Origin of the sequence: Micromonospora sp. WMMD736 (assembly GCF_049179015.1) — a bacterium.
GTDB lineage: Bacteria > Actinomycetota > Actinomycetes > Mycobacteriales > Micromonosporaceae > Micromonospora.
On record NZ_JBMHMI010000001.1, the window covers coordinates 703,409 to 727,684 of the forward strand.

Below are 24,276 nucleotides of genomic sequence, written 5' to 3' on the forward strand. Positions count from 1 at the left end.
CCACGACGGCACCCCACGAATAGCCCGGGGGTGCTATTGCGCCTGCTCGGAGCACCCCTGATCATTGCCCGGGCGCTGTGCGTACGCGCCGGTAACGAGTGGGGAGAAACATCGCCGTGGCGGACATCAATCACTTTGAGTACGGGTGGATCACGCCCGCGCTGAGCTACGCGCTGTCGGTGCTCGGATCGGTCCTCGGGCTTGTCTGCGCCGGCCGTATCCGCACGGCCCGCACCGGCCGCCAGCGCGCCTGGTGGGGCCTCCTGGCCGCCTGGGCGCTCGGCGGCACCGCCATCTGGGCGATGCACTTCATGGCCATGCTCGGCTTCGCCGTCGACGGCACGCGCATCCGGTACGACGTGCCCCTCACCGCCGCCAGCACCGCCATCGCGGTGTTCGCCGTCGGCATCGGCCTGGCCATCGTCGGCACCGGACGGCTGAACCCGGTACGCCTGATCGCCGGCGGCGTGTTCACCGGCGCCGGGGTCGCCGCCATGCACTACACCGGCATGGCGGCGATGCGCCTCAACGGCAGCCTCGGCTACGACACCCTCCGTGTCGTCCTCTCGGTGGTCATCGCGGTCGTTGCCGCGACGGTGGCCCTGTGGCTCGCGATGACCGTCCGGCGCGGTCTGGCGATCTTCGCCTCCGCCCTGGTCATGGGCGTCGCGGTGAACGGCATGCACTTCACCGGCATGAGCGCGCTCTCGGTGCACCTGCACGAACGCTCGGGCGGGGTGACCGGCACCGGCGTGAGCGCCCTCCTGGTGCCGATCATCCTGGCGGTGATCTTCGGCGTGGTCGGGCTGCTCTACGCCCTACTGGCCGCTCCCACCGACGACGACCTGGCCGCCGCCGCGTACCTGGACGCGCGCCGGACCCCGACGCCCGCCCCGGCCGATCCGACGCCCGCCCCGGACCCGGTCGGGTTGCGGGCCCGATCGACCCTCGGTCAGCCCGGCACCCCGTTCCCGTCCCGCCGGGACACCCCGCAGCGCTGAGGCTCCTCGGCGCCACCTCATCGGTGATGCGCCCGCAGATCTTGGACAGTTTCCGTCATCTGATAACGGAAACTGTCCAAGATCTCAACCGCCGTCGTCAGGCCGTCGCGGTTACGCAGGGCGCGCTCGCCCGTGCGCGACGGCCGCGTCTCATCCCGCTGACCGAGCTGATCCCGCCGTGCGGGCGGCGCGGTGTGTCGGTGTTGAATGCGGGGGTGTCCGCCACCCGCCGCTCAGACCGGACACAGAGGAGAGTGAGATGAACTTCCAGCGCCTCGGCCCCAGCGGCCAGGAGATCCCGGTCGTCCAGCGCGACGGCACGACCTTCGACCTGCGGCCGCTCACCGCCGACCTGGACGGGGCGTTCTGGGCGTCGGACGGGATCGCGCGGACGCGGGTCGCGCTCGATCGCGGCGAGCTGGCCGAGCTGCCCGACGCGGACGGCCTGCGGGTGGGTGCTCCCGTCGCCCGACCCCACAAGATCGTCTGCATCGGACTCAACTACCGCGACCACGCCGAGGAGACCGGCGCGGCGCTGCCCGCCGAGCCGGTCGTCTTCATGAAGGACCCGATGACGATCGTCGGGCCGTACGACGACGTGCTCGTCCCGCGTGGCTCGACCAAGACCGACTGGGAGGTCGAACTCGCGGTCGTCGTCGGGACGACCCTCCGGTACGCCGACTCCCCGCAGGAGGCCCTACGCCACGTCGCCGGGTACGCGGTGTCGCACGACGTCTCCGAGCGCGCCTTCCAGCTGGAGCGCGGCGGCCAGTGGGACAAGGGCAAGAGCTGCGAGACCTTCAACCCGCTGGGGCCGAGTCTCGTGCCGGCCGACGAGGTCGACGACCCGCAGTCGCTCGCGCTTCGCCTGTGGGTCAACGGCGTGCTCCGCCAGGACGGGTCCACCGCCAACATGATCTTCCCGGTGGCGCACGTGCTCTGGTACCTGAGCCAGTTCATGGTCCTGTACCCGGGCGACGTCATCAACACGGGAACACCGGCCGGGGTGGCGCTGGGTCTTCCGGATCACCCGTACCTGCGCGCCGGCGACGTCGTGGAGCTGGAGGTGACCGGTCTGGGCCGGGCACGCCAGACGCTGGCGGCGGCATGACCGGGGAGTTCGCCGGGCTGGCCGCGATCGTCACGGGCGGCTCGTCCGGCATCGGACGCGCCACCGCCGTGGAGTTGAGCGCCCGGGGCGCCCGGGTGGCCGTCCTCGACCTCGACCCGAGCGGGCTCGACGACGGCATCGCCGGCATCACCGCCGACGTGTCGAGCCGGTCGTCGGTGGACGCGGCGGTCGCCGAGGCGGCCACCGTGCTCGGCGGCCTCGACGTGGTGGTCAACAACGCCGGCATCGGCGCGACCGGAACCGTCGCGGAACAGGGCGACGACGAGTGGCACCGGGTGCTCGACGTCAACGTGGTCGGCATGGCCCGGGTGGTCAGCGCCGCGCTGCCCTGGCTGCGCCGCTCGGAGCACGCCTCCGTCGTCAACATCTCGTCCATCGCGGCGCTCAACGGCCTGCCGGGCCGGGCGCTCTACTCGGCCAGCAAGGGCGCCGTGCTGTCGCTGACCCTCGCCATGGCCACCGACCACGTCCGCGAGGGCATCCGGTTCAACTGCGTCTGCCCCGGCACGGCGGACACCCCCTGGGTGCAGCGGCTGCTGGCGCAGGCGGACGACCCGACGGCCGAGCGGGCAGCGCTGCGGGCCCGCCAGCCCATCGGACGGCTGGTCACCCCGGAGGAGGTCGCCAACGCGATCCTCTACCTCGCGTCACCCCGGTCGGCGTCGACCACGGGTACCGTGTTGGACGTCGACGGTGGGGTCACCCACCTGCGGGTCCGACCGTGACGACGGGCGGGGGTGTGCCGTGCGGATCGCGCTCTTCGTGACCTGCCTGGCCGACACCATGTTCCCGCAGGCCGCCACGGCGACCGTGCGGCTGTTGGAACGGCTCGGCCACCAGGTCGTCTTTCCGACCGAGCAGACCTGCTGCGGGCAGATGCACGTCAACACCGGCTACCGGCGCGAGGCCGTGCCGCTGGTACGCCGGCACGTGCGGACCTTCGACAGGTACGACGTGATCGTCGCGCCGTCGGGCTCCTGCGTCGGGTCGGTGCGGCACCAGCACGCGATGGTGGCCCGGCACGCGGGCGACGAGGGTCTGGCCGACCGGGCCGAGTCGGTGGCCGAGCGGACGTACGAGTTGTCGGAACTGCTCGTGGACGTGCTCGGCGTGACGGACGTGGGCGCGTACTACCCGCACCGGGTCACCTACCACCCGACCTGCCACTCGCTGCGGATGCTAAGGGTCGGCGACCGGCCGCGACAGCTGTTGCGCGAGGTGCGCGGCCTCGACCTGGTCGAGTTGCCGGCGGCGGAGCAGTGCTGCGGCTTCGGCGGCACGTTCGCCGTGAAGAACCCGGAGACCTCCACGGCGATGCTGGCGGACAAGATGCGCCACGTGCTGGACACCGGCGCCGACGTGTGCGCGGCCGGTGACGTCTCCTGCCTGATGCACATCGGTGGTGGGCTGTCCCGGCTGCGCACCGGGGTGCGGACCGTGCACCTCGCCGAGATCCTCGCCTCGACCGAGACGAGCGGCGCGTCGGCGGCCCGGTCGTGAGCCGCAGGACGTTCCTCGGCATGCCGGCGACCGCCCCGGGCGGGGTGGGGCACCTGCGCGGCGACGAGCCGTTCCCGGCCGCCGCGCGGCGCAGCCTGGCCGACCCGCAACTGCGGCGGAACCTGCGGCACGCGACGACCACGATTCGCACCAAGTCCGGTTCGGTGATCGCCGAGCAGACGGACTGGGAGCAGCTGCGCGCGGCCGGCGCGGCCATCAAGGCCGACACCCTGCACCGCCTGCCCGAGCTGCTCGAACAACTCGAGACGAAGGTCGCGGCGGCCGGCGGTGTGGTGCACTGGGCGGCGGACGCGATCGAGGCCAACCGCATCGTCACCGACCTCGTCACGGCGACCGGCGAGGACCGCGTCATCAAGGTCAAGTCGATGGCGACCCAGGAGATCGGCCTCAACGAAGCCCTGGAGGCGGCCGGGATCACCGCCGTCGAGACCGACCTCGCGGAGCTGATCGTGCAGCTCGGCGACGACCGGCCGAGCCACATCCTGGTACCCGCGATCCACCGCAACCGCGCCGAGATCCGCGAGATCTTCCTGCGTGAGATGCCCGGCGTCGACCCCGCGCTCACGGACGACCCGACGGCCCTGGCGGCCGCCGCGCGCCGGTTCCTGCGCCACACCTTCCTGAGTACGCCGGTGGCGATCTCCGGCGCGAACTTCGCCGTCGCCGAGACCGGCACCCTGGCGGTGGTGGAGTCCGAGGGGAACGGTCGGATGTGTCTCACCCTGCCGCAGACCCTCATCACCGTGATGGGCGTGGAGAAGGTAGTGCCCACCTGGCGTGACCTGGAGGTCTTCCTCCAACTCCTGCCACGGGCGTCGACGGGGGAGCGGATGAACCCGTACACCTCGATGTGGACGGGCGTCACCCCGGGCGACGGGCCGCAGGCGTTCCACCTGGTGCTGCTCGACAACGGGCGCAGCGCGGTGCTCGCCGACGAGGTGGGCCGGCAGGCGTTGCGGTGCATCCGCTGCTCGGCCTGCCTCAACGTGTGCCCGGTCTACGAGCGCGCCGGCGGGCACGCGTACGGGTCGGTGTATCCCGGGCCCATCGGGGCGGTGCTGTCGCCGCAGCTCACCGGCATCGAGGACAATGCGTCCCTGCCGTACGCGTCGACGCTCTGCGGGGCCTGCTACGACGCGTGCCCGGTGAAAATCAACATCCCGGAGCTGTTGGTGCACCTGCGCGCCGAGGCCGTCGAGTCGCGGCAGCGGCCCACCGCCGAGTCGATCGCCATGGCCGCCGCCGCGTACACGATGGACCGACCCCGGCTGTACGCGGCCGGGCAGGGCGCCGCCCGGCTGAGCCGGCTCGCCGGTCGGCGGGGCCGGGGCCTGCCCTCGCCGCTGAACGGCTGGACCGCCAGCCGCGACCTGCCCGAGCCGCCAGCGCAGACGTTCCGCGAATGGTGGGCCGATCGGTGACCTCCCGCGATCTCGTCCTCGGCCGGCTGCGCGCCGCGCTCGCCGCCGGTAGTCCCGCCGATCCGGTGCCGGTGCCGCGCGACTATCGCCGGGCCGCCGACGCGGACCTCGACCAGTTGGCGCAGCGGCTGACCGACTACCGGGCGCACGTGCACCGGGTCACGGAGGTGGGCGTCGCCGACACGATCGCCGGCATCGTGCCGGCGGGCGGCACGGTCGTCGTACCCCCGGGGCTGGCACCGGCCTGGCTGCCCCCGACGGTGACCGCGCTGCCGGACGACGGCCTCGACCACGGGCGGATCGGCGCGGCGGACGGCGTCGTCACCGCCGCGGCCGTCGCCATCGCCCAGACCGGGACCGTCGTCCTCGACGGCTCACCCGACCAGGGACGCCGTGTGCTCAGCCTGCTGCCGGACCTGCACGTCTGCGTGGTCCGCGCCGACCAGGTGGTGGCCACCGTGCCCGAGGCCATCGCGCGGCTGACGCCGCAGCGCCCGCTGACCTGGATCAGCGGGCCGTCGGCCACCAGCGACATCGAGCTGATCCGCGTGGAGGGCGTGCACGGTCCACGCCGCCTGCACATCCTCCTGCTGCCCTGACCCAGCTTTTCTCGATGACCCGTCATGGACGCCCCCGGATAGGCATCGTTGGAGGCATCAGGTACGACGACTGCGAGGGAGCGCCATGCGCGCGGTAGTGCTCAGCGAATTCGGGGGTCCGCTCGTCGTCCAGGAGGTCGACACGCCGGTCCCCGGCCCGGGGCAGGTGCTCGTCCGGGTCGCGGCCAGTGGTGTCAACCCCCTGGACGCCAAGATCCGCGAGGGTAAGGCCCCGCACGCCCGAAACCATCCGCCCGTCGTCCTCGGCCTGGACCTGGCGGGAGTCGTGGCGGAGGTCGGCCCGGGCGTCGTCGGCTTCGCCGAGGGTGACGAGGTGTACGGGCTCACCGGCGGAGTCGGTGACGTTCAGGGGTCGCTCGCCGAGTACGCGGCCGTCGACGCCCGGCTGCTGGCCCGCACGGCGGCGTCGTTGAGCCTGCGCGAGGCGGCGGCGCTGCCGCTGGCCGTCATCACCAGTTGGGAGGCGCTGGTGCACCGGGCACAGGTGCGGGCGGGCCAGCGGGTGCTGGTGCACGGCGGGGCCGGCGGCGTCGGGCAGGCCGCCATCCAGATCGCCAGGGCCCGGGGCGCGGAGGTCTTCGCCACCGGTTCACCCCGGAACCTGGAGACCATCGCCCGACTCGGCGCGACCCCGATCGACTACAACGCCACCGAGGTCGTGGACTACGTGGCCGCGCACACCGGCGGCGAGGGCTTCGACGTCGTCTTCGACACCGTCGGCGGGGCCACCCTGGACAAGTCCTTCACCGCCGTACGCACCTACACCGGCCACGTCGTGAGCGCGCTCGGTTGGGGTACGCACAGCCTCGCGCCGCTGTCGTTCCGGGGCGCCACCTACTCCGGCGTCTTCACCCTGTTGCCACTGTTGACCGGTCAGGGGCGCGAGGCGCACGGCGAGATCCTGCGCGAGGCCAGCGCCCTCGCCGACGCCGGGGCGCTGCGGCCGATCGTCGACCCCCGGCGGTTCACGCTGGACACCGTCGCGGACGCCCACGCCGTCGTGGAGGCCGGCACCAGCACCGGCAAGATCGTCATCGACGTGCCCTGAGTTGGCCGTGCTTGCTACTCGGGGTTAGCCAGCCTCGGCCACGTAGACACCCTTACCGGGATGTCCCTCGACCAATCCGCGGTCTTTGAGGATTGTCATGACGCGGTTGATCGTGGAAATGTGCACGCCGTGCTGTTCGGCCAGTTCCCGCGTGGACGGTAGCTTCTCGCCCGGCGCAAGCTCCCCGGACTTGATCTTCTCGGCGATCTCGTTGGCAATGCGCCGGTAGTCCACTCGCTCGGTCGGCATGAGTCGATCTCCGTGGGTCCCCTGGTTTCGGCGCTCCAATTCGATCACGGAAGGACCTGTTCCAACAAGTTTCATGATCTGCCAATGATCCTGGCTTGACCTACTCCTACAAGTTGGAAAAGGTTGGTTCCTGGGTCGGGTTCCCTGGTTTCGGCAAACTCCTGGGTCCTGGCCGTACGCCCGCCTGAGGGGCACAACGCCCTCAGGCGGGACCCCACAGATCGTTGGGAAGGTGCTCACCGTGCCGATCGACGAACCGGTGTCCAGGGCGACCGAGCTGTTCATGGCGAAGCGGTTACTCGACGCGCACTGGACCCGGGCGCTCGTCCAGCCGTGGCGGGTGGGTGGTTGCCTGGAATGCAGAGGCCGCGACGACTGTCCGCAGCTTGATTGGGCGATCGCACTGACAGCAGAGCTCGCAGCCGTGATGTTCCAGAAGCGCTGATCCCTATCTGTTCTCGTAGGGTCGGAGTTGGCTCAGGACGGTGGGGTCGGTGATGCGGTCGTCGGCGGCCAGCATGATCGCCTTGGACAGGATCGTGGCGAGCATGGGGTCGTCGTCGAACGGCAGGTGCAGGCGGCCGGTCTGGCTGCGCGCGGCGACGATGCACAAATACCTGTCGTCGGGCTCCATCATGATGTTGCCCGATCCGAGGTGGATGCGGTACGCGCGCAGGTTGCCCCGTACCCGCAGGTACCGCTCGGCGAGGTCGACCCGGTCGGCGATGGCCATCCGGGGCAGCAGCCGGGCGAGCGCGTCCCGGCGTACCAGCCCGGACGGGGTCAGCTCGGCCACCGCCGTGCGGTGCCAGTAGGCGGCGAAGCGGTCCTCGCCACGGTCGGCCCACTGCGGGTCGGTGGCGATCGAGGTGACGCCGACGAACAGGTCCACGTCGCGCATGGCCTCGCTGAACACCAGCGGCGGCACGTCGATCATCGGCGCCGGATGCCACGTCGTGCCGTCCAGCCGGGCGAAGCGCACCTGGTCGGTCGAGCAGTACTCGACGTCGTAGCGGCGCTCCTCCGGGTCGTCGACGAGCTCGTGGTGGAAGGACGCCCGCCACGCGCCGCCGCCGAAGACCTTGGTGGCTTCGCTGTCGTACCCGCCGTCCCACGTGCCCAGGTAGCCGGCCTGCCAGCCGCGGGCCCGCAGCAGGGCGTTGGCCTGCCGGTAGCGCAGGATGTGCGCGGCGAACCGGTTGGAGTAGGTCTCCGTCTTCTCCTCAGCCGGTGTGCGCAGGTAGACCTCCCGGAACGCCTGCTTGAACGGCTGCGCCAGGCCGGCGGCGACCAGGTGCGCGCGCCAGGCGAGCACCTCGGCCGTGCTCGCGCGGACCGGATGCCACAACCGGACCGTCCCGTGGTCGAGGGCATGGCCGTCCCGGTCGACGAGCGTCCACCCGTCGCCGTCGCGCTGGGGCAGACCGGCGCTCCAGCGCCGGCCGTCGGCGCTGGTCTCCCAGAGCAGTCGCCGCGCGTAGGTCGCGGTGACCGGGTGGTCGAGCAGGCGCGACGACCAGTCCGGGTACGACCAGACGCGCTCCTCGGACAGCAGCCCCTCCACCCGCTGGCGCTCGCTGACCAGCGTCGCACCGATCTGCTTGACCAGGCCCCGCAGGTCGGCGAGGTCGTCCGCGTGGGACTGCTTCACCTGCGCCGGAACGCTCTTGAGGGCGACCCCGTCGCGGGCGAACGCCAGCCGCGCCCGCTCGCCCACGATCTCGACCGTCGCCTGGTACGGGCCGACCGCCCGGCACAGCCGCCCGTCCGGCCCGAGCCCGTGGTCGTCGACGGCCAACTCCATGACCTCGCCGAGCGACCACCCGCGCCGCGCCCCGAGCTGGGTCAGCGCGGCCTGGACCCGGCTGCGCACCGCCTTGTTGCGGACCGTCACGGCGAGGCGGGCCAGCGTACGCAGCGGCACGTCACCGTCGCGCTCGGCCAGGAGTGGTACCGCCGCGATCGCCGTCCGCGAGGCGTACGGGAAGCCGGCGGCCTGGCGGGGTGCGGACGCCGCGCTCGTGGTGGCCCGGGCCAGCAGCTCGGTCGCCCGTTCGTCGCCCTCGCGGGACAGCGCCCAGACCAGCCCGCGCAGGAGGCGGTCCGTGTCGTCGTGCACGGTCCGCCCGTGGGCGGTGAACGCGTCGAGGAGCCGGCGGACGACCTGCCGGCCGCCGGGTGCGGCGGCGAGGAGTTCGTCGAGGCGGCGCAGCCACTTCGCGGTGGCCGCCGGCTTGTTCAGCGCGGCGCAGTGTTGCAGCAGCTCCGGAACGCCGGTTGCGGCGAGGTCGGCGTCCAGGTCGGCGCGGACGACGGGCCCGAAGGTGTCGCCGTGGTGCAGCAGCGACGACGGCAGGCGGCTGCCGGTGGCGCGGTCGATGGCATGGCCGAACATCGTGACGGCGCGTCGTCGGGGTGCCGCCGCGAGGTAGTAGTCGTCGACCAGCTTGCTGCTCAGGGCGCGCAGCGCCGGCACCAGGTCGGTCAGCTCGGCGGCCGTCAGGCGCGGCGCGATCATCGCGGGCAGTTCCAGGTGGGCGCCATTGTCGAAGCAGTGGCCCTCGGCGGCGACGTGCAGGCACCAGAGCAGGTCCGCCCAGGTGAAGGGGGCATCGTCGGTGGCGAGAGCACGGACCACGTCGTTCAGCGCGGTCGGAGTCGAGGCGGATGCCGACTCCCGGTGCATGGCCAGGGCGGCCCGGCGGCGCTCCTCGGCCGACCAAGAGTCCACGGTGGACCACTCGGGCACGCTCGTCACCGACGACCCCCAGTAGCCTGCGCTGGCGATGCGCAGCACCGCGCGGATCCGTTCGTCGGCCTCGGCGAGACCGGTCTCCACCTGCCGCCGGTCCGCGTCGCTGAGGCGGGGGAGCAGCGCCGTCCAGTCAGCCACGTCAGCCACCCACCAAGGCGACGAGCCGGACGAACGCCACGGCGGGGTCGGTCCGCAGGTCGATCTCCTCGTCGAGGTCGTCGATCTGGTGGTCGTCTACCAGCAGCAGGAAACCGTTGTGGGCGAACGCGGCGCAGGCCTTGTCCGCCTGGGCCTCCCAGTCGAGCCGCCGGCCCGGGGCGACCCGGTAGCCGTTCAGCGTGGCCTCCGTGTCGGTCGGCTGCACCAGGCCCCGGAAGTGCCGCGGCCGCGCGGCGTTGAACCGCGCCACCTCCTCGCGGACCCGCAGCCGGACCAGCTCCCGGGCGGAGATGCGCTCCGGCAGGCCCGGCAACGGCCAACTGTCGACGGCCCTGCCGGTTGCCGTCTCGTCCCGAACGATCACCGTGACCATGCGTTGTGCTCCTCGCCCTCAGGTGAGCGGCAGCATGGCACGACCGTCCGACGAAAACGTGCCCCCCAGCGCGTCAGGTCAGCCGCTAGTGTGCAGCCGACCGGATCATGGGAGAGGGCGGTTGTGAGCTACACCTTCCACGTCGACCTGCGCGGCATCGTCGACCTGCTCAGTCACCACCTGTACGCCAGCCCGCGCGTCTATGTCCGCGAGCTGATGCAGAACGCGGTCGACGCGATCACGGCCCGTCGGGTGGGCGACCCCGATGCGGTCGGGGCGATCCGCATCTACCCGCCGGAGTCCACCGGGGACGGTACGCTGCGCGTCGAGGACACCGGCGTGGGTCTGACCGAGGCGCAGGTGCACGAGCTGCTCGCCACGATCGGCCGCAGCTCCAAGCGGGACGACCTGGGGTTCGCCCGGCACGAGTTCCTCGGCCAGTTCGGTATCGGGCTGCTCTCCTGCTTCCTGGTCGCCGACGAGATCCGGGTGTCCACCCGGGCCGCCGACGCGCCGACGATCGAGTGGATCGGCTACGGCGACGGACGCTACGAGCTGCACGTCGCCCCGGCCGAGCGGGAACGCCCCGAGCAGGGCACCACCGTGACCCTGGTGCCCCGGCGCGGTGCCGAGCACTGGCTGCGCCGGGACGCCGTCGTCGAGATCGCCTCGCTGTACGGGTCGCTGCTGCCGATCGGCGTCCACGTCGACCAGGAGGCCATCACCGGCGGCCGCGCCCCCTGGGAGAACGACCCGGCCGAACCGGCGGCCGCACGGCGGGAGCGCCTCGACGCGTACGCCGAGGAGGTCTTCGGTTTTCCGCCCTTCGACGTGATCGACCTGGCGGTGCCCGCGGCGGGCCTGCGCGGGGTGGCGTTCGTGCTGCCCATGCCGGCCAACCCGACGTCGCGGGTGGCCCACCGGGTGTATCTCAAGCAGATGCTCCTCTCCGAGGACATCGAACGGCTGCTGCCCGAGTGGGCCTTCTTCGTCCGGTGCGTGGTCGACACCACCGAGTTGCGCCCGACCGCGAGTCGGGAGGCGCTCTACGAGGACGCGCTGCTCGACGAGGTCCGCGACGCGCTCGGTGACACCCTGCGCGGCTGGATGACCCGGCTCGGACGCACCGACCCACGTCGCCTCCAGGCCTTCCTGCGGGTGCACCACCTGGGCGTCAAGGCCCTGGCGGTGCACGACGACGAGATGCTGCGCCTGGTGGAGCAGTGGTGGCCGTTCGAGACGAACATGGGTCCGCTGACGCTCGCCGACTTCCGGGAACGGTACGGCGTGGTGCGGTACACGCCGTCGGTGGACGAGTTCCGGCAGCTCGCCGCCGTCGCCGCCGCCCAGGGGATCGCCGTGGTCAACGCGGGCTACGTCTACGACGCCGAGCTGATGCGTCGACTGCCCGACGTGGACGGTGGCGTCGTCACCGAGATCCTCACCGCGGGCGACCTGGCGACCCGGCTGGAACCGCTCGACCCGGACGTCGAGCTGGCCGTGCGGCCCTTCCTCGTGCTGGCGCAACGGACCCTCGACCGGCTCGGCGTGCAGGTGCTGGTGCGTGCCTTCGAGCCGGCCAGCATGCCGGCGCTGCACCTGCTCGACGGGGACACCGCCCTGGCGGTGGATCTGCGTCAGGGGCAGCAGCAGGCCGACGAGCTGTGGTCGTCGATCCTCGGCACCTTCACCCAGGGCCGCGACGAACGACCGCAACTCGTGTTCAACCACCGCAACCCCCTCGTCCGGCAGGCCATCGCCACCGGTGACGACGAGCTGACCACGCTCGCGATCGAGGGCCTGTACGTGCAGGCGCTGCTGCTGGGCCACCAGCCGCTGCGGCCCGCCGACACGGCCGCCCTGAACCAGTCGTTCCTCGGTCTGCTCGCCCGCGCCATGGAGGGAACCCGATGACCACCTCGGCGCAGGAGCTACAGGAACGGCTCCACCAGGCGTACGCGCTGCCGCGCGGCCCGGCCCGGTTCGCGGCGCTGGACGCGGTCTTCCGGCACGCCGACGCGGCCGGCGACGTGCCGTTCGCCTTCTCGGCCCGGATGAACGCGATCAGCGACTTCCACCACGGCGGTGATCCGACCCGGGCGTTCCTCGCCTTCTCCTGGTGCCTGGCGACGTTCGACCGTCAGCCGGAGGTGGCCCACCCGCACCACGCCCGCTCGCTGCTCTGGGACTTCAAGTGGATCGTCTGGGCGTTGCCCCAGTTCCCGGAGATCCCGCTGGAACGCACCATGGCGGTGCTCGACGACATGCAGCGCCGCTACCAGCTCGCCGGGCACAGCCTGCACGCCGTCCACCAGCACCGCTGGCTGGTGGCGCACCACGTCGGGGACATGGCGGCCGCCCAGGAGGCGTACGACCGGATGGTCACCGCCAAGCGGGACTCGCTCTCCGACTGCCAGGCGTGCGTACCGTCCGGGCAGGTCCGGCACCTCACGTCGCTCGGCAGGTTCGACGAGGCCATCACCATCGGCGAGCCGTACAAGCGCGGCGGCTGCTCCGAACAGCCACAGTGGATGCTCAGCGAGCTGCTCACGCCGTACCTGCGCACGGGCCGGTTCGACGAGGCCGTCGAGGCGCACCGGGACGGCTACCGACGCATCCGCGACGATCGTCACCACCTCGACGACCTCGCCCAGCACGTGCTGTTCTGCGGGCTGACCGGCAACGAGGCGCGGGGTCTGGAGCTTCTCGAGCGGCACCTGAGCTGGCTGGAGCGCCCGTCGTCGCCGTACGCGGCGATGGAGTTCGCCGCCTCCGCCGCGCTGGTGCTCGGCCGGCTGCGCGCGGCGGGTCACGCCAACCTGACGCTGCCCCGCCGCTCGGACGACGGCACCCGCCGCTGGGGGGCGACGGTCGCCGAGGTCCACGACGAGCTGGCCGCGCAGGCCCGCGCCATCGCCGCCCGGTTCGACACCCGCAACGGCAACCGGCACCAGAGCGAGCGAGTCGAGGCGCGCATGGCGGCGACGCCGGTGGCGCAGCACGTACCGCTCACCGTCCTCGCCGGTCGGGTCACCACGTCCGAGCGGGGCGCCGACCCGGCGCTGGCCGCGCTCGTCGAACGGGTCGCCGCGCTCACCGCGGCGGGCGACCAGGCCGGCGCCGCGCGGGCCCGGCTGGACGTGGCGCACACCCTGCGCAACGCGGGCCGACCGGAGGACGCGATCGAGGCCGCCGAGGAGGCGGTCCGCAGCCTGGACCGGGCCGGTCTGCGCGACGACGCGGTCCGCTGCCGCCACCTGCTGTGGGAGTTGTACCGCCAGCGCTACCACCACCGCGACGCCGCGCAGGTGGTGCTGGCCGAGCTGATCCGGGCCGGGGACCTGCCCGACGGGCTACCACCGCTGGAGGCCGTCCTGGAGGACGCCGCCGACCTGCTGCACGGTACGGAGGGAGTCAGCTACCTGGTCACGGCCGCCGACCGGCGCCGGGCCAACGGTGACGCCGACGGCGAGCTGCGGGTGCTGCGCAAGGCGTTGGGTCGGCTCGCCAACCAGCCGCCGGGCGACGTCGCCTGGGCGGTGCTGGCGCGCGTCGACGCCCTCGGTGCGGCAGCGGAGTCCACCTCCGCCGAGCTGACGGGCAGGGACCAGGTGGCCGCCGCGCAGGTGCTGCACCGCGCCGGCCGGACCGCCGAGGCGCTCGACCGGCTCGACGCGGCCGTCACCCGGTTCGACGGCGACGAGCTGGCGGACGAGCGTCGCTCGGCCCGGCTGCACCGGGCGCGGTTGCGGCTGCGGCTGGGCGAGCCGGCCCGGGCCGAGGCGGAGGCCCGGGAGGTGCTGGCCGAGGACCCCGACGAGCACGGGTACGAGGCCACCGCCGTGCTGGCGTTTGCGCTGCGGGCGCAGGGCCGCGCCGCCGAGGCCGAGAAGGCGTTGGCGGCGCAGGACATGGACGCGGAGGACCTCGACTACTACGAGCAGGACCTCGAACCGGACGACGACGAGGACTGACGGGCCGGCGTTGACACGGGCCGTGCGGGGAGGGTGGACCCCGCACGACCCGTGCCGGTTCAGCGGTGCGGCCGAGGTGCGACGCGCGGCAGGACGTACGGCGGGCCGGCGAAGATCAGATCCGACTTCAGTTCCTGGTACGCCCGCTTGGGCTGGTAGTTCTCGTCGTAGATGGTGGCCAGGCCCTCGGGCGGGTCGTTGAACCAGTCCGGCACCCACGAGTACTTGTCGCTGAAACCCCAGACGGTGTACGACAGGCAGTCGCGTACGGCGAGGCAGGCCTTCATCAGCACGCTGAAGTTGGCGGCCGACGCCTGCAACCGGGGGTTGATCTCCTCGGAGTTGCCGGCCTGGACGCCAGCGGTCATCTGGCTACGGACGTCGACCTCGGTGAACGCGGTGGCCAGACCGAGCGCGGAGAAGCGCTTGAGGGCGGCGGTCACCTGCAGGGTGTCAAAGTTGCCGTACTGGGTGCCCAGGTGGCCCTGCGAGCCGACGCCGTCGATCGGTACGCCCTTGGCGCGCAGCCCCTTGGCCATGTCGTAGACGAACTGCGTCTTGTCGTCGGCCGGGTTGCCCGAGCCGAACGCCTCGATGTTGTAGTCGTTGTAGAACAGCAGCGCCTTCGGGTCGGCGGCGCGGGCCCAGCGGAACGCGTCGGCGATGTAGTCCGGGCCCAGGTTCTGCGCCCAGAAGCCCTTGTAGTGCAGCGTCGACGGGGTGTCCCAGGGGTCGCTGACCGCCTCGTTGACGACGTCCCACTGCCAGATCTTGCCCTTGTAGCGGCTCACGACGGCGGTGATGTGCTTGCGCAGCAGCTCGCGCAGCTCCGCCTTGCTGATGGTGCCGTCGGCGACGCCGCTGGTGAGCCAGGCCGGCAGTTGGTTGTGCCAGACCAGCACGTGGCCCCGGACGCTCTGGTGGTTGCGCTGGGCGAACTGGATGAGCTGGTCGGCGGCCGTCCAGTCGTAGGTGCCCCGGGTCGGCTCCAGGCTCTCCCACTTCATCGCGTTCTCGGCGGTGACCGAGGAGAACTCCGAGGCGGCGAGCTGGCGGTAGCGCGGGTCGGTGGCGTCGTTGAGGGCGTCCGCGTTGACCGCGGTGCCGATCTTCAGGCCGTGGCGCTGGCCGAGGGCCGCGAGCGTCTGGGCGGTCGGGTCGTACGGCCGGCTCGCGGTGGCCGGAAGCGCGTTCAACGCCGCAGCGGTCGCGACGGCGACGACGCCGGCGCTGATCCACCGTCTTGGCTTCATCTGCCTACCTCTCGATTGATGATCGACAAGTGTCGATCTTTGAAGGAAGGGTGCGGCCCGGGACGAAAGGGCGCGGGGGCGTGGCTTCGAAGGACCGGAAACTCGTTCGAAACATTATGGCCGTCTATGGGCCTCGTCAACTCTGAAAACTTCCGGAAAAGAGTCCGGTGAGCTGCGCGACTGTGGATAGTCATCGGATGAAAGTTTCGCCGCTGAGCGGCGCGGCCGGCCCACCAACGACAGTGGGGACGGCACCGACTCGATCAGTCGGCGCCGTCCCCACGATGCGGGTGGGCGGCGGATCAGGAGTTCAGCCGCGCCTCGATCGCCTCGATGACGCGCGGGCGCAGCTCCGCGGCGCGGATGACGGCGTCCACCGAGCCGACCTCGACGGCCCGCTGGATGTTGTGCACCCGGTCGAACTCGGTAGCCACCTCGCCGAGCTTCTCCGCCCGCACCGACGACCGCAGCTCGTCGAGCTCGGCCGTCAACGCGGCGCGTTCGGTGCCGGACGCGGCGGCGACGCGGGCCTCCAGGGCGCGTACCCGCTCGTCGGCGGCCGTGCGGGCGTTGACGTCGGCGGAGAACACCACCGCCGCGGCGGGAGCGCCACCCAGCACCGAGGCGAACGACCCCTCCAACGCGAGCACCGTCATGCTCGGGTTCAGCGCCTTCGAGAACACCACGAACGCGCCGCCGTGGTACCGCGAGATCACGCAGAACACGATCGGACCCTGGAAGTTGACGATCGCCCGGCCGATCTCCGCGCCGTACTCCAGTTGCAGCTTGCGCATCGACTCGGGCGAGCCGTCGAAGCCGGACAGGTTGGCCAGCACGACCAGCGGCCGGTTGCCACTGGCCGCGTTGATGGCCCGCGCGGCCTTCTTCGACGAGCGGGGGAACAGCGTCCCCGCCGTGTAGGTGTCCGGGCCGTCGGTGGGCGGGAAGCCCCGACGCGGCACCGACCGGGACTCGATACCGAGCAGGCACACCGGGATGCCGCCCAGGTGGGCGTCCTGCACGACGGCCGTGTCGGCGTCGGCCATGCCCGCCCACCGCTCCAGCACCGGGCGGTCCTGGTCGGCGAGGGCCCGCAGCACCGTCCGGATGTCGAACGGCTTCTTGCGGTCCGGGTTGGCCTCGGCGGAGAAGATCTCGCCCACCGTGCGGAACGGGCTGCCCGCCACGTCGTGCGGGAACTCCGAGATGTCCCGGTCCACCGGGTCGGTGGTGGTCACCCGCCGCGGAGCGTCCTCGCCGGGCGCGACGTACGTGTGGTCGTAGTGGGCCATCAGCACGTCCCGCGCGGCGGTCAGGTTCGGCGCCCAGTACTGCGCCTGCCCGTTCGGGCCCATCACCCGGTCGTACCCGCCGATGCCGAAGTTGTCCTCGGCGGAGACGCCGCCGGAGAAGTCCAACGACTGCTTGCCGGTGAGCACCATCGCCGAGTCCGGGGTCATCACCAGGACGCCCTTGGTGTGCATGAGCATCGTGGCCTCGGCGTTCCAGTACGGCTGCGCGCCCACGTTGATGCCCGCGACCACGATGTTGATCTCACCGCCGGCCTGGGTGAACTCGACGATGCGCTTGAGCGCCGCCGCGACCCAGTCCATGTTCTCCGTACCCGAGGTCATCGAGATCCTGGCCCCGGCGGACAGTGCCCACCACTCCACCGGCACCCGCATCCGCTCGGCCAGGTCCAGCGCGGCGATCACCCGCCGGCACTCCGGCTCGGACAGCGCCCCCAACGACTTGGTCGGGTCGCCGAGCAGCACGACCCGGGTCACGCCCTGCGGGTGCCGCGCGGTGGTGGCGGTGACGACACCGGCGACGATGGCGGCGCGGTTGCGCCCCTTCGGCCGGTCCACCGGCACCAGCGCGTACGCGTCGTCGAGGTCGTGCTCGACGAACTCACCGAGCCGACCGGTCAGCTCGTACGGGTACACCGTGTTGCGGCTGCTGGCCCGCAGCACCTTGAGCCGGTACTCGTCCAGCGGCTCGACCGGCTCGGCCGGCGGCTCGCCCACGGTCAGCTCCGCGCCGCCCTGGGCGTCGAACGAGATCCGTACGGCGATCTTGGTCAGCTCGCCGGTGCGGCGGTCGCGCTGCCGCGCGATGAACAGGATCTCCTCCAGGCCGGCGCCCACCGTCGTCGGGCGCACCCGCCCGGCGATCATCTCCATCTCCTCGCGGGTCAGCTCACTCGGCGGCCACACGTAGATGACGATCCGGTTGGTGGTGAAGCGCGTCTTCGACGGCCGGCGCGACTGGGCCCGGCGGATCGAGTCGAGGCAGGCCGCCACCGCGTCCTCGGCGGTGGGCAGCGCCACCAGCCGACCGTCCTGCTCGCGCAGCTCGGTCAGGTCACGGACCTGGGCGAACGCCACCAGGCGCTCGTCGGCCGGGTTCTCCCGCGCCACGCACTGGAAGAGGTAGACCTCCTCGTCCGCCGACGGCAGCCGAGTCAGGTCGAACTTGTGCAGCCGCTCCAACTGCATCCGCTGCGCGATGTACGGGTGCAGACCGCGGATCAGCCGGTCCTCGACCATCCCCGCCTCCGACGGGCGGAAGGTGAAGTGGTGGTGCATGACCGCCCCGCCGCGACCCGCGACGGTGGCGGTGAGCCGACGGACCTGCGGCGGCAGCGGGTGGGCGGCGAGCACGTCGCGCAGCGCGGCGGCCATCGTGTCGAAGTCCTCCGGCTGGTTCTCCCAGCCGAGGTAGATGTCGGCGTCGACGGAGTCCTCGGCGCCGGCCAGCTCGGCGAGCCCGCGCAGCGCGTCGCCCAGCCCGTCGAAGCGTACGGCCGCGGAGACCACACTGGAGTCCGCGCGCTCGGCGACCACGAAGGTGCAGTCGGCGACGTCGCTGGTCCGCACCCGGGTCAGCGCCTTGTTGCCGTAGTAGCGGCGGGTGAGCACCTCCAGCATGACCGTGTTGTCGAGGTGGTGCCGCACGAGGCGCTGGCCCAGCAGCCGGACCAGCGGCTCGGTGCTACGGACCATCTCGGCGACGCGCTCGGCGCGGTCGGGCGAGTCCGGGTGGGCGTCCAGGTGTCGCAGGTGGGCCCGCACCTGCGCGTAGACGCGGGCGCGGTTGCGGCGCAGCAGCGGCTGCGCGAACCAGGCGAACACCACACCCCGGGCCAGGTCGGCGATGGCGGGGAAACGCACCTGCGTCGCGGCCACCAGCCGCTCCAACGCCAGACCGGCAGGCTCGCGCAGCGACTCGTCCGGCGGCGTCTCGCGCAGCCACTCGCGCAGCAGTGACGCCACGACGGTGGCGTCGACGGACGCGCGCTGCTGGGCCAGGAAGATCCGGAACACGGCGGCTTCCAGGCCGGGGGAGCGCTCCAGGTCGGTCACGCCGTAGTGGCCGAGCGCCTTGGCGAGCTTGGCCTGGAAGGCGTCCGGCAGCCCGGCCCGCTCCACGTCGAGGCTCTGCAGGTAGGTGTGCAGGTACTCCCGGTCGCTGCGGGCGTGCGCCCCGCCGTCCTCGCCGGTCGGCCGGTTGCGGCTCAGCTCGGCCAGGTCGGCGAACACGTCGACGAGGTCCACCTCGGCGGCCAGCGGCCGGTGCCCGTCCTCGGCCGCCAACCGGCGTACGACGAGATAGTCGTCGAGCACCCGACGGTCGTCGTGCGGGTCGACGTCGAAGCCGAGCAGCAGGCCGCGCAGGTCCTCCTGACCGCGCCGGCTGCGCTCGTACGCCGACCGGCCGGGGTCGGCGGCGGGCAGGTCCAGCTCGACGGTGGGGCCACTCGGAGCGGCCGCGGTGTCGGAGGCCTCGTCGGCGACCGGCTCCAGCCGCAGCAGCGGCGCACCGGCCTCCACCTGGCTGCCCACCGAGACGGCGCACTCCTTGAGCCGGGCCTTGAACGGCGCGCGCAGCACCGTCTCCATCTTCATGGCCTCCAGCACCAGCACCGGCGCGCCCGCCTCGACCTCGGCGCCCACCTCCAGCGGGGTGGCGACGACCAGCGCGGGCATGGGGGAGCGCAGGACGCCACCCTCGTCGCGGCTGACCCGGTGCGTCACACCGTCCACCTCGACCAGGTGGGTCGGGCCGTGGGTGCCCGTGAGCAGGCGGTACCGGACGCCGTTGACGGCGATCTGACCGGTGTGCCGGTCGAAGCGGTCCAGCTCGACGTCGGCCGTGCGGACGTCGCCGCCCACCTCGATGCCCACCCGGAACCGGTGCGCGCCGATCCGTGCCACGCGCAGCCGGTAGGTGACGCCCCGCAGCTTGAGGTCCAGCGGTCGGCCGCTGGCGTGCTGCACCTGCGGACGCCCACCGGCGGCGGTCGACAGCAGCCGCTGACGCTCGGCGCGCTCCTCCTCCTCGTACGACTCGATCGCGGCGGCGGCCAGGGCGACCGCGGAGTGCCGGTGCGTGACGAGCCGGCCCTGGCCCCGGACCCGGTCGATCCAGCCGGTGTCGGCGCTGGCGTCGATGACCTCCGGCTGGTCGAGCAGCTCGAGCACGAAGCTCTTGTTCGTCGCGCCGCCGTCGATGATCACGGTGGTGTCGGCCATCGCCCGCCGCAGCTTGCCCAGCGCCTCGTCCCGGTTCCGCCCGTACGCGATGATCTTCGCGATCATCGAGTCGAAGTCGGCCGGGATGGTGTCGCCCTCGCTGACGCCGGTGTCCACCCGGATGCCCGGCCCGGCCGGCAGGTCGAGCCGCGCGATCCGCCCCGGCGACGGCGCGAAGTCGCGGTCGGGGTCCTCGGCGTTGAGTCGGGCCTCGATGGCGTGCCCGCGCTCGACCGGCGGGTCACCCACCAGCCGGCCGCCCGACGCGACGTGCAGCTGCGCCTTGACCAGGTCGAACCCGGTGGTCAGCTCGGTGATCGGGTGCTCGACCTGGAGGCGGGTGTTGACCTCCAGGAACGCGAACAGCCGGTCGCCGGGGTGGTAGAGGAACTCGACGGTCGCCGCGCCCCGGTAGCCGACCGCCACGGCGAGCCGCTCCGCCGACGTCTTCAGCTCGGCGGCCTGCGCCTTGTCGAGCACCGGCGAGGCGGACTCCTCGATGACCTTCTGGTTGCGCCGCTGCACCGAGCAGTCCCGTACGCCAAGCGCCCACGCCGTGCCCTGGCCGTCGGCGATCACCTGGACCTCGACGTGCCGGGCGCCGGTGACCAGGCGCTCCAGGAACACGATGCCGCTGCCGAAGGCCCGCGCCGCCTCCTGGCTGGTGCGCTCGTACGCGTCGGCGAGTTCGGCGTCGCTGGTGACCACGCGGATGCCGCGCCCGCCGCCGCCCGCCGTCGCCTTGAGCATCAGCGGGTAGCCGATCTCGGCCGCTGCCGCCGTCGCGGCCTCCAGGCTCTCGACGGCGCCGCGGCTCCACGGCGCGACCGGCACGCCGACCTCCTCGGCGATCAGCTTCGCGCCGATCTTGTCGCCGAGCTGGCGCATGGCCTCCGGGCTCGGTCCGACGAAGGTGACCCCGATCTTCTCGCACAGCTCCGCGAAGGCCGGATCCTCGGCGACGAAACCCCAGCCGACCCACGCGGCGTCGGCGCCGGTCTCGGTCAGGGCGCGCTCGAGTGTCGCGAGGTTCAGGTACGGACGGGCCGACGCCGGCCCGAGGTCGTAGGCGATGTCGGCCTCACGCACGAAGGTGGCCGTGCGGTCGACGTCGGTGTGGAGGGCGACCGTCTCGATCCGGCTGCCCGTCTCCGCGGCCAGCTCCCGGACCGCGTGGATGAGCCGCATGGCAGCCTCACCACGGTTGACGATGGCGACACGGTTGAACACCCGACTGACCCCTTTGGTAGACCATGATGTACGTGCCGAGACACGACGGCTCCCGGCAGTGATCACTTTTCCGGCTCGGAGCGGACGGCGCCATGGTGCAACGGCCGAACCAACCGCCGCTGAATTGTAGGGACCCCACAAAACTTTTTGGCTGTCAGCCGCCGAGTGCCGGATAGATGTCCCCTCTTCGCGATGAACGCCCCGACATCATCTTTCGGCTGCTTCATCCCATTGCGCCCATCCTGGGCGCCGACCACGCCAGCGCCGGCATCGCCGCCCCGGTCGACCCCGGGCAGCGAAACGGCCCGCGCCCTGAACGGGCGCGGGCCGGGCGAGGTGTCCCCGTCCTACTTGGACGGCTCGGGCAGCTTGCAGTCGATCTTGGGGTTGGCTCCGATGTAGTTCAGCGGTCCGGCCACGATCGTGACCAGGATCGTGCCCGCCTCGGCGCAGTTGGTGTCGTCGCCGCTGTAGTAGCCCCGCTGGCCGGCGGCGACCGCGCCGATCACCAGCCAGATCACGACGATGACTCCGAGTATCGAACTGCCGCGCATCGCTGCCTCCTGAAGGAATTTGTGGTGGAGCTGAGGTGCACGCGTTGTACCCAATCGCGTCGCGCCGCTAACGGCGCGCGCGTCGTACCCCCGCCGCATCGTCCGTCCGGCCGATGCCGACATCGGCCGTCCGCACGACGTGTCCCCGTGCGGCTATCGGATCGCCGACCGACCCGGCCGCCGCGCGGGGCATCGGACGTAGAACTGCCTGACGGCCCGCCGAGGAGGACCCATGGACGTCCCGACACCACCGCTCTACGTCGACCGCCCCCAGGACGTCGCGGTCGCCGCCCGCGCGCTCGCCGGAGGCGCGGTCGTCGCGGTGGCGTTCGCCAACGTCTACGCCCTCGTCGCCCGCCCGGATCCGGCCACCGTACGGCGGGTGAACCTCGCCAAGGGTCGGGCCGTCGACCAGGTCGGCAGCATCACCACCGCGATCGGACGTATCCCGGGGATGTTCGACTGGTCCCGCATCTCGCCCCGGCTGCCGGTCGGCCGGGTGCGGGCCCTGATGGACGCCCTCTACGGGGCCGGACCGTTCGGCTTCCGGGGTCCGGCCGCAGACCGGTTGCCCGACCACCTCACGCAGGTCGACAGCGGACTACGGACCGCCCAGGTCATCGCTCCCGGCCTCACCTGCCCGTCCAACACGTTCTTCGAGCGGGCGCTCGCCGAGACCGGCACCGACCACCTCTACATCACGTCGGCGAACCGGTCCCGGCACCACACCGGGGCCGCCGACGAGCCGGCCCACTGGAAGGCCGGTGCGCTCGCTGCCGACTTCGCCCACCTGCGTGACCTGGTGGTGCTCGCCCACCCGGACGAGGCGGTGGCCCGCGCCGCCTACCCGGGCTACCTCACCACCTCGGTGACCCTGCTCTCCTTCCACGCGCCGGTCGGCGAGCTGGAGGAGCCGCCGGTGCTGACCGTCGACCGGCACGGCTCGCTGCACGTCGACGACGTACGCCGGGCCGCCGTCCCGCTGGGCCTTCAGGTGCGCCTCGGCCACACCGCAGGCCAGCGGCTACGGGCCCGGGGGTACGCGGGCGCGCTGGTGTGACCCACCACCGCGTCAGTGCGGCGGCGCGGGGGACTCCGGCGGTTTGCCGCGGCTGCGGCGGTGGTCCGCGTAGGCGACCCCGGCCAGCACCAACAGCGCGCCGAACGAGGTGGCCAGCGGTGGCAGGTACATCGCCGCGGGCGCGATCGTCAGCAACGCGAGGAGCCCGCCGGGGCGGGACGGTGACACCCGACTGAACACCTCGTACTCGAACGAGGAGCGGCCGAGCAGGAACAACGCCGGGCCGCCGAGGATCACCGCCACCCAGGCCGGCGGCGTACGACCCGGGTGCTCGTGCAGCACCAGGTCGAACCCGGCGGCCGTGGTCACCACCCCGGCGATCATCAGCAGGTGGGTGTACGGGGCGGTGAACAGGAACTTGGCCGGCGCCCCGGACATCTTGATGGCCGTCGGCAACAGCTGGCCGGACTTGTGGACGTAGATCCGCCAGAGCAGCAGGGTGGTCATGAACGCCACCGTGAACGAGGCGATGGTCTGGGCCTCGGTGTGCGCCAGCTTGAACATGGTGCCGATGGTCAGGATGGCGTCGCCGAGCGCGATGATGAAGAACTGCTGGTACCGCTCGGAGAGGTGCTCGGCCGTGACGTTGCGCTGCGGCTCCGGGACCACCCCGAGCCCCGGCACCGGGTACGCGAGCCGGAAGCCGGTGTAGTCGATGGCCAGCGCGATGGCCCAGCACGCCAGCCGGGCGTCACCGGCGACGAACGCGCCGATGATCCAGGGGATCGCCGAGACGGCGAACCAGGTGAAGATGCGCAACGCCCGACGCTGGGTCTGTGGTTGGCGACGCACGGCCGGCATCAGGAACAGACCGCGCCCGAGATGGATGGCCACGTACGTGCCGGCGAAGACGATGCCGCGCGCGTTGAACGCCTCCGGAATCGCGGTGGTCATCAGCAGCGCGCCGAACATGACCGCGGCGATCAGCAGCTTGATCTCGGTGCGTTCCGGGTCGTACAGGTCGGTGACGAGGGTGGTGATCGCCCACGTCCACCAGACGGCGGCCAGCAGGATCAACGCCTGCCCGGCGCGGTGCCAGTCGAGCTGTTCGACCATTCCGCGCGAGATGAGCGCGAGCGCGACCACGTACACCAGGTCGAAGAAGAGTTCGAGCAGCGTCACCCGGCGGGGGGAGTCCGGGTCGCGTACCGGTGGCCGCGTCCGGCCCGGCCCGGGCTCCGGCGCGGAGAAGTGCACGCTCGCTCCTGCGGTGCCGGTCGACTCGGGGGACCGTCCGGCCCACCTCGACCGACGCTAGCCAGTGGCCGACCCCGCCCGCGCACGATTCGTCCCACCGTCCCCCGACCGGGCGGTTGATCGACCGCGTCCCAGCCTCCGTCGAAATGCCCGGAACGAGCGAACCCCCGAAC

18 protein-coding genes are annotated in these 24,276 nt (G+C 72.2%); 11 read left to right on the forward strand and 7 right to left on the reverse strand.

Annotation, left to right across the window (positions count from 1 at the left end; all coding sequences use genetic code 11):
* Nucleotides 1-116 precede the first annotated feature (116 nt).
* The 7 genes from ACN269_RS03020 to ACN269_RS03050 all read left to right on the forward strand — a co-directional run bounded on the left by ACN269_RS03020 (nucleotide 117) and on the right by ACN269_RS03050 (nucleotide 6,743).
* On the forward strand, nucleotides 117-1,001 hold the full coding sequence (locus tag ACN269_RS03020) for an MHYT domain-containing protein (RefSeq protein WP_421470892.1): 885 nt from the start codon (nucleotides 117-119) through the stop codon (nucleotides 999-1,001).
* Between the two features lie 259 nt (nucleotides 1,002-1,260).
* Nucleotides 1,261-2,112 (forward strand): fumarylacetoacetate hydrolase family protein, encoded by an 852-nt coding sequence (locus ACN269_RS03025; RefSeq protein ID WP_421470893.1) that lies wholly within the window; start codon nucleotides 1,261-1,263, stop codon nucleotides 2,110-2,112.
* Nucleotides 2,109-2,858: an SDR family NAD(P)-dependent oxidoreductase gene (locus ACN269_RS03030; RefSeq protein WP_421470894.1), complete on the forward strand. Its 750-nt coding sequence runs from the start codon at nucleotides 2,109-2,111 to the stop codon at nucleotides 2,856-2,858. Before ACN269_RS03025 ends, ACN269_RS03030 begins: the two co-directional genes overlap by 4 nt.
* Before the next feature lie 19 nt (nucleotides 2,859-2,877).
* Entirely contained in the window at nucleotides 2,878-3,633 is a 756-nt protein-coding gene (locus ACN269_RS03035; RefSeq protein WP_421470895.1) for a (Fe-S)-binding protein, read from the forward strand.
* A gap of 20 nt (nucleotides 3,634-3,653) precedes the next feature.
* Entirely contained in the window at nucleotides 3,654-5,075 is a 1,422-nt protein-coding gene (locus ACN269_RS03040) for a LutB/LldF family L-lactate oxidation iron-sulfur protein (RefSeq protein WP_421470896.1), read from the forward strand.
* On the forward strand, nucleotides 5,057-5,674 hold the full coding sequence (locus ACN269_RS03045; RefSeq protein ID WP_421470897.1) for a LutC/YkgG family protein: 618 nt from the start codon (nucleotides 5,057-5,059) through the stop codon (nucleotides 5,672-5,674). The genes ACN269_RS03040 and ACN269_RS03045 overlap by 19 nt, the downstream gene beginning before the upstream one ends.
* An 85-nt stretch (nucleotides 5,675-5,759) precedes the next feature.
* The gene (locus ACN269_RS03050; RefSeq protein WP_421470898.1) at nucleotides 5,760-6,743 is read left to right on the forward strand and encodes a zinc-dependent alcohol dehydrogenase family protein; all 984 of its coding nucleotides are present in this window, start codon (nucleotides 5,760-5,762) and stop codon (nucleotides 6,741-6,743) included.
* Between the two features lie 24 nt (nucleotides 6,744-6,767).
* Here ACN269_RS03050 and ACN269_RS03055 read toward each other — a convergent pair whose 3' ends face one another.
* Nucleotides 6,768-7,040 (reverse strand): GntR family transcriptional regulator, encoded by a 273-nt coding sequence (locus tag ACN269_RS03055; RefSeq protein ID WP_421470899.1) that lies wholly within the window; start codon nucleotides 7,038-7,040, stop codon nucleotides 6,768-6,770.
* Between the two features lie 193 nt (nucleotides 7,041-7,233).
* Here ACN269_RS03055 and ACN269_RS03060 point away from each other — a divergent pair, with 193 nt between their 5' ends.
* The gene (locus tag ACN269_RS03060; protein WP_421470900.1) at nucleotides 7,234-7,437 is read left to right on the forward strand and encodes a hypothetical protein; all 204 of its coding nucleotides are present in this window, start codon (nucleotides 7,234-7,236) and stop codon (nucleotides 7,435-7,437) included.
* A gap of 3 nt (nucleotides 7,438-7,440) precedes the next feature.
* On the opposite strand, the gene ACN269_RS03065 is transcribed toward ACN269_RS03060, so the two are convergent.
* Nucleotides 7,441-9,894, reverse strand: coding sequence for a DUF4132 domain-containing protein (locus ACN269_RS03065; RefSeq protein ID WP_421470901.1), 2,454 nt, complete (start codon nucleotides 9,892-9,894; stop codon nucleotides 7,441-7,443).
* Nucleotides 9,887-10,279, reverse strand: coding sequence for a hypothetical protein (locus ACN269_RS03070; protein WP_421470902.1), 393 nt, complete (start codon nucleotides 10,277-10,279; stop codon nucleotides 9,887-9,889). Before ACN269_RS03070 ends, ACN269_RS03065 begins: the two co-directional genes overlap by 8 nt.
* A gap of 123 nt (nucleotides 10,280-10,402) precedes the next feature.
* Here ACN269_RS03070 and ACN269_RS03075 point away from each other — a divergent pair, with 123 nt between their 5' ends.
* Complete coding sequence (locus tag ACN269_RS03075; protein ID WP_421470903.1) at nucleotides 10,403-12,193, forward strand: HSP90 family protein; 1,791 nt, start codon at nucleotides 10,403-10,405, stop codon at nucleotides 12,191-12,193.
* Complete coding sequence (locus tag ACN269_RS03080) at nucleotides 12,190-14,253, forward strand: hypothetical protein (protein WP_421470904.1); 2,064 nt, start codon at nucleotides 12,190-12,192, stop codon at nucleotides 14,251-14,253. Before ACN269_RS03075 ends, ACN269_RS03080 begins: the two co-directional genes overlap by 4 nt.
* Before the next feature lie 59 nt (nucleotides 14,254-14,312).
* Here ACN269_RS03080 and ACN269_RS03085 read toward each other — a convergent pair whose 3' ends face one another.
* The 3 genes from ACN269_RS03085 to ACN269_RS03095 form a co-directional block, all read right to left on the reverse strand.
* On the reverse strand, nucleotides 14,313-15,506 hold the full coding sequence (locus tag ACN269_RS03085; protein ID WP_421470905.1) for an endo-1,4-beta-xylanase: 1,194 nt from the start codon (nucleotides 15,504-15,506) through the stop codon (nucleotides 14,313-14,315).
* A 302-nt stretch (nucleotides 15,507-15,808) separates the two neighbouring features.
* Nucleotides 15,809-21,271 (reverse strand): carboxyl transferase domain-containing protein, encoded by a 5,463-nt coding sequence (locus tag ACN269_RS03090; protein WP_421470906.1) that lies wholly within the window; start codon nucleotides 21,269-21,271, stop codon nucleotides 15,809-15,811.
* Between the two features lie 347 nt (nucleotides 21,272-21,618).
* Nucleotides 21,619-21,825, reverse strand: coding sequence for a hypothetical protein (locus ACN269_RS03095; RefSeq protein ID WP_421470907.1), 207 nt, complete (start codon nucleotides 21,823-21,825; stop codon nucleotides 21,619-21,621).
* A 232-nt stretch (nucleotides 21,826-22,057) separates the two neighbouring features.
* Here ACN269_RS03095 and ACN269_RS03100 point away from each other — a divergent pair, with 232 nt between their 5' ends.
* The gene (locus ACN269_RS03100) at nucleotides 22,058-22,885 is read left to right on the forward strand and encodes a hypothetical protein (protein WP_421470908.1); all 828 of its coding nucleotides are present in this window, start codon (nucleotides 22,058-22,060) and stop codon (nucleotides 22,883-22,885) included.
* A gap of 12 nt (nucleotides 22,886-22,897) precedes the next feature.
* Here the strand turns inward: ACN269_RS03100 and ACN269_RS03105 are convergent, their stop codons facing one another.
* Nucleotides 22,898-24,103, reverse strand: a complete 1,206-nt coding sequence (locus ACN269_RS03105; protein WP_421470909.1) for a low temperature requirement protein A — start codon at nucleotides 24,101-24,103, stop codon at nucleotides 22,898-22,900.
* Nucleotides 24,104-24,276: the final 173 nt, after the last annotated feature.

Excerpts from the sequence above, each read along its gene's own strand:
- ACN269_RS03070 (WP_421470902.1), bottom strand. The coding sequence starts at position 10,279 with ATGGTCACGGTGATCGTTCGGGACGAGACGGCAACCGGCAGGGCCGTC.
- ACN269_RS03100 (WP_421470908.1), top strand. The coding sequence starts at position 22,058 with ATGGACGTCCCGACACCACCGCTCTACGTCGACCGCCCCCAGGACGTC.
- ACN269_RS03050 (WP_421470898.1), top strand. The coding sequence starts at position 5,760 with ATGCGCGCGGTAGTGCTCAGCGAATTCGGGGGTCCGCTCGTCGTCCAG.
- ACN269_RS03025 (WP_421470893.1), top strand. The coding sequence starts at position 1,261 with ATGAACTTCCAGCGCCTCGGCCCCAGCGGCCAGGAGATCCCGGTCGTC.
- ACN269_RS03030 (WP_421470894.1), top strand. The coding sequence starts at position 2,109 with ATGACCGGGGAGTTCGCCGGGCTGGCCGCGATCGTCACGGGCGGCTCG.
- ACN269_RS03085 (WP_421470905.1), bottom strand. The coding sequence starts at position 15,506 with ATGAAGCCAAGACGGTGGATCAGCGCCGGCGTCGTCGCCGTCGCGACC.
- ACN269_RS03040 (WP_421470896.1), top strand. The coding sequence starts at position 3,654 with ATGCCGGCGACCGCCCCGGGCGGGGTGGGGCACCTGCGCGGCGACGAG.
- ACN269_RS03095 (WP_421470907.1), bottom strand. The coding sequence starts at position 21,825 with ATGCGCGGCAGTTCGATACTCGGAGTCATCGTCGTGATCTGGCTGGTG.
- ACN269_RS03080 (WP_421470904.1), top strand. The coding sequence starts at position 12,190 with ATGACCACCTCGGCGCAGGAGCTACAGGAACGGCTCCACCAGGCGTAC.
- ACN269_RS03045 (WP_421470897.1), top strand. The coding sequence starts at position 5,057 with ATGGTGGGCCGATCGGTGACCTCCCGCGATCTCGTCCTCGGCCGGCTG.